10 protein-coding genes are annotated in these 8,573 nt (G+C 48.7%); 8 read left to right on the top strand and 2 right to left on the bottom strand.

Going from position 1 to position 8,573, the window contains the following annotated elements; all coding sequences use genetic code 11:
* The first annotated feature begins 4 nt into the window (after positions 1-4).
* Complete coding sequence (locus AAIH57_RS15160; RefSeq protein WP_062322102.1) at positions 5-247, top strand: ferredoxin; 243 nt, start codon at positions 5-7, stop codon at positions 245-247.
* A 212-nt stretch (positions 248-459) separates the two neighbouring features.
* A complete protein-coding gene (locus AAIH57_RS15165; protein WP_430022112.1) occupies positions 460-1,896 on the top strand; it encodes a L,D-transpeptidase family protein in 1,437 nt (478 codons plus the stop codon).
* A 74-nt stretch (positions 1,897-1,970) separates the two neighbouring features.
* On the opposite strand, the gene AAIH57_RS15170 is transcribed toward AAIH57_RS15165, so the two are convergent.
* Complete coding sequence (locus AAIH57_RS15170) at positions 1,971-2,108, bottom strand: hypothetical protein (RefSeq protein ID WP_164764163.1); 138 nt, start codon at positions 2,106-2,108, stop codon at positions 1,971-1,973.
* 270 nt (positions 2,109-2,378) lie between these two features.
* Between AAIH57_RS15170 and AAIH57_RS15175 the strand changes: the two genes are divergently transcribed.
* The 3 genes from AAIH57_RS15175 (at position 2,379) to AAIH57_RS15185 (ending at position 4,914) form a co-directional block, all read left to right on the top strand.
* On the top strand, positions 2,379-3,476 hold the full coding sequence (locus tag AAIH57_RS15175) for a quinone-dependent dihydroorotate dehydrogenase (protein ID WP_175399868.1): 1,098 nt from the start codon (positions 2,379-2,381) through the stop codon (positions 3,474-3,476).
* 141 nt (positions 3,477-3,617) lie between these two features.
* Positions 3,618-4,433 (top strand): GTP pyrophosphokinase, encoded by an 816-nt coding sequence (locus tag AAIH57_RS15180; protein WP_175399759.1) that lies wholly within the window; start codon positions 3,618-3,620, stop codon positions 4,431-4,433.
* Positions 4,420-4,914, top strand: coding sequence for a DUF309 domain-containing protein (locus tag AAIH57_RS15185; protein WP_175399760.1), 495 nt, complete (start codon positions 4,420-4,422; stop codon positions 4,912-4,914). Before AAIH57_RS15180 ends, AAIH57_RS15185 begins: the two co-directional genes overlap by 14 nt.
* Before the next feature lie 182 nt (positions 4,915-5,096).
* On the opposite strand, the gene AAIH57_RS15190 is transcribed toward AAIH57_RS15185, so the two are convergent.
* Positions 5,097-5,642, bottom strand: coding sequence for a thioredoxin family protein (locus AAIH57_RS15190; protein WP_430022113.1), 546 nt, complete (start codon positions 5,640-5,642; stop codon positions 5,097-5,099).
* 218 nt (positions 5,643-5,860) lie between these two features.
* On the opposite strand from AAIH57_RS15190, the gene AAIH57_RS15195 reads away from it, so the two are divergent.
* The 3 genes from AAIH57_RS15195 to AAIH57_RS15205 form a co-directional block, all read left to right on the top strand.
* Positions 5,861-7,516, top strand: coding sequence for an RsmB/NOP family class I SAM-dependent RNA methyltransferase (locus tag AAIH57_RS15195; RefSeq protein WP_430022114.1), 1,656 nt, complete (start codon positions 5,861-5,863; stop codon positions 7,514-7,516).
* The gene (locus AAIH57_RS15200) at positions 7,513-8,259 is read left to right on the top strand and encodes a pseudouridine synthase (RefSeq protein ID WP_430022115.1); all 747 of its coding nucleotides are present in this window, start codon (positions 7,513-7,515) and stop codon (positions 8,257-8,259) included. Before AAIH57_RS15195 ends, AAIH57_RS15200 begins: the two co-directional genes overlap by 4 nt.
* 41 nt (positions 8,260-8,300) lie before the next feature.
* On the top strand, positions 8,301-8,573 hold a 273-nt coding region (locus AAIH57_RS15205; protein WP_430022116.1), incomplete at its 3' end, for a hypothetical protein.

An 8,573-nucleotide genomic window follows, 5' to 3' on the forward strand; every position in this document is an offset into this window, starting at 1 on the left:
TGTAATGAGTAAGTATACTTGGGTTGAAAAAGACACATGTATTGCATGTGGTGCTTGCGGAGCAACAGCGCCTGACATTTATGACTATGACGATGAAGGTTTGGCCGAAGTGATCTTCGATGGCGACGCCAACCAAGGCATCAAGGCGATCCCGGACGACCTGTTCGATGATATGCAGGATGCTTGCGATGGCTGCCCTACAGATTCCATCAAAGTTGCAGACGAACCTTTCAACAAAGAAGGCTAATCCACTCCATATACCATTAAAAAGCACATTCTTCTGTCTTGGGACAGGAGGACGTGCTTTTTTTGATGCTCTGAAATTGGTTCAATGGATTTAGACGTATTTTTTTGTCGAAAGTACAGCCTCACCCGGGTACTCAAGTCCTATGGATTTCATTCCTTACTATGCCGATATAATAGAAAGAAACGGAAAAAGGCATAACAACGGAGGATCGAATGCAGAACACTCATCTAAGAACATATGTTAAGAAACATCCAGATAATAAAATGGCCTGGTATTTGCTCGGCAAGGAGTATGTGCGCGAAGGCCAGGAAGGCAAGGCCAATTATTGTTTTCAGCAAGCAGGTGAGGTTTACGAAGCGTTTGAACGGAGTAAGGCTCCTGCAGACATTTGGGTGGATTATCAAAACAAGCTGGTTGAGATGGCGGAACAAAAGGAGAAGAAGCACCGTATTCGCAAAATGTGGCTTACTCTGCTGATGCTGCTTGTGCTTGCAGGATTGCCGCCTGCAGATGCCCCTGGCTTCAATCGAGATGCAGCTGAAACGCTGGCTACCGCATTGGAATCTGTAGGTGATTCAGGTGAGGAGCCATTATCGGGGGGGCAGGAAGAACAAACCGTTCCTGTATCCAATTCAAATGTGTTTACAGCAGCTGGGTTTGGTGGCAGTCATCAGGGAGAAACAGCGCTGGCTGCCGCCTGGTCAGGGGCCGGACCTAAAGTGGAGACATCGGCAGTACTGGGTATGCAAATGACTGACAACTGGGCGTTATGGAAACGGAATATGCCGGTGAAATATATCGTGCAGACCAACAGCAGCGGCAGGTTAACAGCGCAAAGTTATGATGCGAAGCAGTGCAACTGCGAACCTCCGGAAGTTTCGAAGGACATAAAGCTGTTGGCACAAGCCTGGACCGCCAAGCAGGAATCAGCGGCGTCGTTGTCCAGTGCGATCATTACATATCAAAAGAAAAAGGGTACTTGGCCCAAAAACGTGAGCCAGATTGCACAGCCTTTTCCAAATAATATCTTGGGCGAGACTGCACCCGGAATGACTGAAATGTTCCCGTCATTACTCTCGCTGCATCAACAAGGGAAGGGGACTGCAGGTCAAGAAACAAATGATGCACAAGCTGGACAATCGGATTCTCCGCAAGCTGGCAGCCCTTTTGCAGATACACTTGGAGGGAAGCTCTTTTTGCAGGATCAACTGGAGATTGTGGTAGACAAAAGCAACCATAGACTTGCGCTGATTAGCGGGAAGACCATTATACGTAATTATGAGGTCGGACTGGGGGGAGAACGCACACCCGAAGGAACTTTTGTCATTACAGACAAGGTTGTGAATCCGAATGGCCGCGCCGATGGTGAATTCGGAACACGAGGCATGCAGCTGTCGGATACGAATTATGCCATCCATGGGACCAACGAGCCAAACAGCATCGGGCTGGATGAATCCCTTGGATGTGTGAGAATGAGTACAGGGGATGTGGAGGAATTGTTTGCGCTTGCCCCTCAGGGAACCCCGGTACGGATTGGAACAGATCTGCTGCCAGACACCATCCTTGTTCCGGAAGCGAAGGATCGTTATCAGTATACGCTTGTTCCGAAGCAAAACAATCCAAACAAGACGTATCACTGGCTGAACTAGGCTGCTGTTTAACTGTTCGTTAAAGCATAAACAACCGGGTCATTATGTACGGAACTGGCAGTCGGTTTGACCATTTACATGTTGGCGATAATGATCAGTGCGCCGATGATAATGATTAATCCGATGACGCTGGCCGCTGTCCAGGCAATGGCTTTCCGATTGACTTCTTCTTTCTTTTGCTGCAATGCAGGCGGTTTACGTTTGGGAGCCATGGGCTGTTCCTCCTTCGTTCATTAGAACTGGTATAATGTAACCATGCTCCCATTGTAAAGAATTCAACACTTCATTTCCAGTATGCGGGTGTATTTCTTCCGCACAGATTCAAGTCGCTTCGGGGTACAGGCAAAATGCTGCTGTCTATGCGCAAACTACTTTCCTTTTGATGAAGAAACGGATAGACTTGTGTATAGAGTGTTTTTTTACATATGAAAAAGACGGGAAAGCATATTTACAGCGTACCGGACGAGAACGGAGTGAGTGATTTGTTATACAGAAGTCTTGCTAAACCCTTGTTGTTCAAAATGGACCCTGAACAGGCCCATCATCTGATTATTGGTGGCCTTAGCGGCATGGGCAGTATTCGCCCGGTGCCTTCTGGTTTGCGTGTGATGTATGGCGTGCGTGAAACGGAAGACTTGGCTGTCGATATGTTTGGCTGTCATTTTCCTACACCAGTGGGCCTCGCGGCAGGTCTGGACAAAAATGGACAGGCTGTAACGGGTTTCTCATCCATCGGATTTGGGTTCATGGAAGTGGGCACCGTAACACCGCTCGCACAGCCAGGCAACGAGCAGCCTCGCCTGTTCCGTCTGCCTCCCGATGAGGCATTGGTCAACCGGATGGGTTTCAATAACCTTGGTGCGGAAGCGATGGCAGGTGAGTTGGCGCGTCTGAAGGAACGCCGGATTCCCGTAGCTGTCAACATCGGCAAAAATAAGGCAACGCCCAATGAGGAAGCCCATCTGGATTATGCCAAATGCATCCGTGCGCTGTATGAATATGCTGACTTGTTTGTGGTAAATATCAGTTCACCAAATACACCGGATCTGCGTAACCTGCAACATGGGAATGAATTGAAGGAATTGCTTGCTGCGGTGATGAGCGAAATGGAGACACAGCATGCGAAAGCAGGTGGATCGGTCAAATCGGTTTTGGTCAAAATTGCACCGGACGTCAACGATCAGGAGCTTGAATATATGGTCAGCACGATCGCAGACAGCGGTGTTGCCGGCATCATTGCCACCAACACGACGATTAACCGGGAGGGCCTGTCCCATCAGCATGCCAAGGAGACCGGCGGACTGAGCGGCAAACCGCTGCGTGATCGCTCTACGGAGATTATTCGCCGAATTTATCGCCAAACCGAAGGGAAACTTCCGATCATTGGTTCGGGGGGGATTTTTACGAGCGAAGACGCCTACGAAAAAATTAAGGCTGGAGCAAGTTTGGTGGAAATATACACGGCTCTGATCTATGAAGGTCCTGAGGTGAATCGGCGTATTCATGCCGGATTGCGTGAGCTGCTGCGCAAAGACGGTTATCGTCATATCTCCGAAGCTGTTGGTGCAGAGCACGCATAAGAAATAAGAAGGATAAGAAGTTCCCCGGAGCGAAAATATAGAAGCTTGGAAGAGAGTAATAAGTACGGGACTCTTCCCCCCGCTGAACATCATGTATAATAGACTAGAACAGGGGACGCTATAGAGACAGGAGGCATAAGCATGGACGGTAGAGACTGGGGTACATTTTTACTTCCTTATGAACAAGCGGTAGAGGAATTAAAAGTCAAATTCAAAACGATGCGAGCGGAACTGAAGAAACGGGAAGAATATGCCCCGATTGAATTCGTTACCGGTCGTGTCAAAAAAATATCCAGCATTCTGGAGAAATCCAGACGTCTGAATGTGCCACTAGATCAGGTAGAGACGGGAATTGAGGATATTGCGGGAATCCGTATTATGTGTCAATTCGTGGATGATATTCGCAGAGTGGCGGAGTACATTCGCGGACGCAAGGATTTAACGGTTTTGATTGAAAAGGATTATATTACGAACTTTAAAGAGAGCGGTTATCGCAGTTTCCATATGATTATTGAATATCCTGTTCAGACAGCTCTGGGACAGAAGAAGGTGTTGGCCGAGATTCAGATTCGGACGCTTGCCATGAACTTCTGGGCCACGATTGAGCACTCGCTGAGCTATAAATATCGGGAAAGTCTGCCGGATGATATGCGGGCAAGGTTGAAGAAAACCGCTGAAGCCGCTTTTGTATTGGATAATGAGATGTCAGCAATCCGCCTGCAGATTTTGGAAGCGCAGAAGGAGTTTGAAGATGATTCAAACATCGTCTCCAAGACGTTGTCCATCATACATCAATTGTATTTCTATCATCTCGTCAACGAGGCTATTGAGGCTCAGAAGCGCTTTAACGACTGCTGGGAGCGTCATGATATGGAAGCGCTGAAAGACTTGCTGGACGATGTGAAGGCACTTTTGAATTCGGCCAGGAAGGGCGAAAATCCCGATGAGCAGCTATGAGCCGCTTTATGTGGATTATCTGATCTATTTTAACCGTGATCAGGACTACTTCGAATGCCATGAGGTACTGGAAGAGCTTTGGCTGGAACGGGATCGGGATACCTTTTATAAAGGATTATTACAGATTGCGGTTGGCTTATATCATTTCAGGAACAACAATCTTCGCGGAGGACGGATGATGTTACAGAGTGCGGTAGAACTGCTGGAGCATTATCCTGAAAATGCAAGAGGGATTGAACTCGGGAAATTGGTTGAGGAAGTGAAGGAACTGGTTCAAGGACTATCAGGTCCTGATCCAGAGAATGTTCCATACAGGGATCTAACCATTCAGATCTGGGATAAGGCACTGCTTGACGCAGTTCAAGAACGATCTCTGCAATTGAAACCCAACATTCCGCAACGACGCAGTCCGACCCGAGGGCGCATCTATGAAGAGAAGATGAAGGCGTTGCAGCAGGAACAGAATTCGAACGGGAAGTAAAATTAGAGAAATTGACATCATGGATATACGACATAACACAAATCACCCCGGCAGATCCTTCAAAAGGATTTGTCGGGGTGATTTTTAATTAATTTCCATGGGATTAATGTGCGAATGAGTGCGTGGCTTGTCCGCCAAGACACAGCTTAAATGAGGTCATGACTTGAAATCATAGTTACCGTTTAGCTTGCTGAAGGAGTTGTGCTAACTTTGTACTTTTCAAAAAATTGTTTGTAGTCATCCAGTGTGTAGCCGTTGTTGCTGCCGTTCTCCTGCAGGCCGCCAACCATGCGGTCCTTCTCCACACCATCCTGATAATAAACCAGCGTAGGTGTATATTCGATGTTATAATCTGTCCAGCCTGAATCGAACTCACGCAGATTAAATTGTGGCAGATCAATGCCTTCTTCATCTACCAGCGGCATTAACTGAGGTGTAGTTGCACGGCAATGTGAGCAGTCAGAGGCAAAGAAATAAACAAAAAAGCTTTCCTTATTGTCAATCTTGGTTTTAAGATCATCTGGCAGGATAATCTGTTGATAGTTAGGATCATCAAGCAATTCGCGTGTAGCCGGATTAAGCTTGGATGCTGCAATGCCATAAGCGTTCTCGACAGCGTCCATTTGTTTCTTGGATTGCTGATTCACCAGGACGAGCGCTGCAAGCAGCACGACAAAAATACCCAGGAAAATCAGGATTGAGGCACTTTTCTTTTTCTTCGATTTCATTGGACCATCCCCCATTAATCATATCAAAATATAGTTTTGGCAAAAATAGAGTATGGGATAATATACATAAACACCCGTTTTTTGCACGATAATCAACCTACTTGTCATTATACAACATTACACGTTGTAGTGGAATATGCAGTGAAGCCATAGGAAAGCTGCACCCCGATATGATAACATAGAACAATATGCATTTTAACAGGACAGGATGAGTGAATATGGCTGTACAGCTACCTATAATCTTTGCCGAGCGTATGAAAGGTCTGCTTGGTGATGAGTTTGAACAATTTATGAAATCATATGAACAATCCCCGCATGCGGGGCTTCGAGTAAATACGTTAAAAATATCATTGGATCAATTTGATGAATTGGCTCCTTTTGATTTGCGGCCCATTCCGTGGTGCGGGACGGGCTTTTATGTGCCTCATGGTGTGAAGCCAGGTCTGCATCCGTACTATCATGCGGGTCTATATTATATTCAGGAACCAAGTGCGATGGCCCCGGTTGAACTGTTGGGTGTTCAGCCTGGGGATCATGTGCTGGACCTGTGTGCAGCACCGGGCGGCAAGTCAACCCAGATCGCTGCGAAACTTCAGGGCAGGGGTGTGCTGGTAACCAATGATATCCATGCGGAACGGACCAAAGCACTTGCCAAAAATGTGGAACTGTACGGTGTACGCAACGCAGTTGTGCTGAATGAGTCACCTGAGCGAATTGCCGGTGCATTTCCGCATTATTTTAATAAGGTGTTAATTGATGCGCCATGTTCGGGTGAAGGCATGTTCCGTAAAGATGAAGACATGGTCAAATCATGGGAACATCATTCGGTGGAAAAATGTGTGCTCATGCAGCGTGACATTTTGGAGAAAGCCGCGAAGCTGCTTGCTCCTGGGGGAACCATCGTTTATTCCACGTGTACGTTTGCGCCAGAGGAAAATGAGGCCATGATTGCGGAATTTCTGAACCTCAATCCAGACTTTGTCGTGAAGGACATTCCGGCAGCGGCCGGGTTTGCCCCGGGAAAACCCGATTGGGTACGCCAGATGCTGCCTGAGACGGCAGAAGAGACCGATACTGTGTTGGATCAGACGCGCGGTACTGCAAGGTTGTGGCCTCACTTGTTGGAAGGAGAAGGCCATTATGTAGCTGTATTACAGCATCGTTCTGAATCCTTTGCAGAAGTGAGCAGCATCACGGGAGAAAAGAGCGAGATTGAATCCAGAGTACACGAGGATCAAACGATCGCTGTGACTCAGCCTCTCAGCAAAGCAGATCGAAAACGGGAACGCTTGATGAGAACCGAATCCAGAGAGCGAAATGACAGACCGGCACGAGGTGGCAAAAACGAAGGAAGAGTCGGAAGAAATAACGAGCGTGATACTCGTAAAACCAATCGTGGCAAAGGGCGAGGGACTGAGCAGGTGAACATTGATCCAATAACGGTTTATCAACAATTTATTGAAGATCATGTGGAACTGAAGCTCTTTGGTGAAACGGTATTTTACGGTGATCGTGTGTATCAATCTTCTGTTGGTGCGGCGCGACTGGAAGGGCTTAAGGTGATCCGTCCGGGATGGTTTATGGGTACGGTGAAGAATGGACGATTTGTACCGTCTCACCCACTGGCTTGTGCTCTGCATAGCAATGAGGCAAAGAGGATGATAAACCTGGCTTCCGCGAACGGAGAAGCGGTGAGGTACCTGAAAGGCGAGACCTTGAATATCGAAGAAGCACGCGTGGAGTCTAAGGGAGATGCAGCGGCCAAAGGATATGCGTTGGTGTGTGTGGACGGGTATGCGCTCGGCTGGGGGAAATGGCTGGATGGTGTGCTGAAAAATGAGTATCCAGCGGGCTGGAGGTGGACATCGGTATGAGTGAAAAAGGAAAGAAAACGCAGCGCCTCGATAAAATATTGAGTCACATGGGTGTAGGTACGCGCAGTGAGCTCAAGAAAATGGTGAAGCAAGGCAGAATTCTTGTCGATGGCAAAACGGTGAAAGATAGTGGGATTCAGGTGAACCCGGAGACCAATGTGATAGAAGCTGACGGGGAGCGGATTGTGTACCGGGAAATGATCTATCTGATGCTGCATAAACCCCCTGGTGTGGTGTCGGCAACGGAAGACAACAGGGATAGAACCGTGCTCGACCTGCTGCGCAAAGAGGACAGAATCTTCGAGCCATTTCCTGTGGGACGGCTGGATAAGGACACGGAGGGCCTGCTCATTTTAACGAATGATGGTCCCCTTGCGCATGATCTGTTATCCCCACGCAAACATGTACCCAAGACCTACGAAGCTCGTGTATTGGGGAAAGTGGATGACGAGGATGTACAACGGTTCAAGGCTGGCATACAGCTGGATGATGGCTATGAAGCTATGCCTGCAGAGCTCACCGTGCTTAGTCATGAGGAGACCGAGGAGGGAGTTATTTCTACGATATCTCTCATTATCCACGAGGGTAAATTCCATCAAGTGAAACGAATGTTTCTGGCTGTAGGCAAACGAGTGGTTTATCTAAAACGAGTAGCCATGGGCGAACTTCAACTCGATTCCGAGCTGCCGATCGGCAAATATCGTGAACTAACCGCAGACGAGTTAGCTTGTCTGCGTAAATAAGGCTCCCGTCCTACGCGAAGCGGAGCAGGGAGCCGGGCAGGGTGCGAAGCGCTGCCCAACACGCCGGAGGCGGTCAGCTCCCGTCCTTCGCGAAGCGGAGCAGGGAGCCGGGCAGAGTGCGAAGCCCTGCCAAACACGCCGCAGGCGTCAGCTCCCGTCCTACGCGAAGCGGAGCAGGGAGCCGGGCAGAGTGCGAAGCGCTGCCCAACACGCCGGAGGCGGTCAGCTCCCGCCCTTCGCGAAGCGGAGCAGGGAGCCGGGCAGAGTGCGAAGCGCTGCCCAACACGCCGGAGGCGGTCAGCTCCCGCCCTTCG

It is taken from the genome of Paenibacillus sp. MABNR03 (genome assembly GCF_050455445.1).
Taxonomy (GTDB): Bacteria; Bacillota; Bacilli; order Paenibacillales; family Paenibacillaceae; genus Paenibacillus; species Paenibacillus xylanilyticus.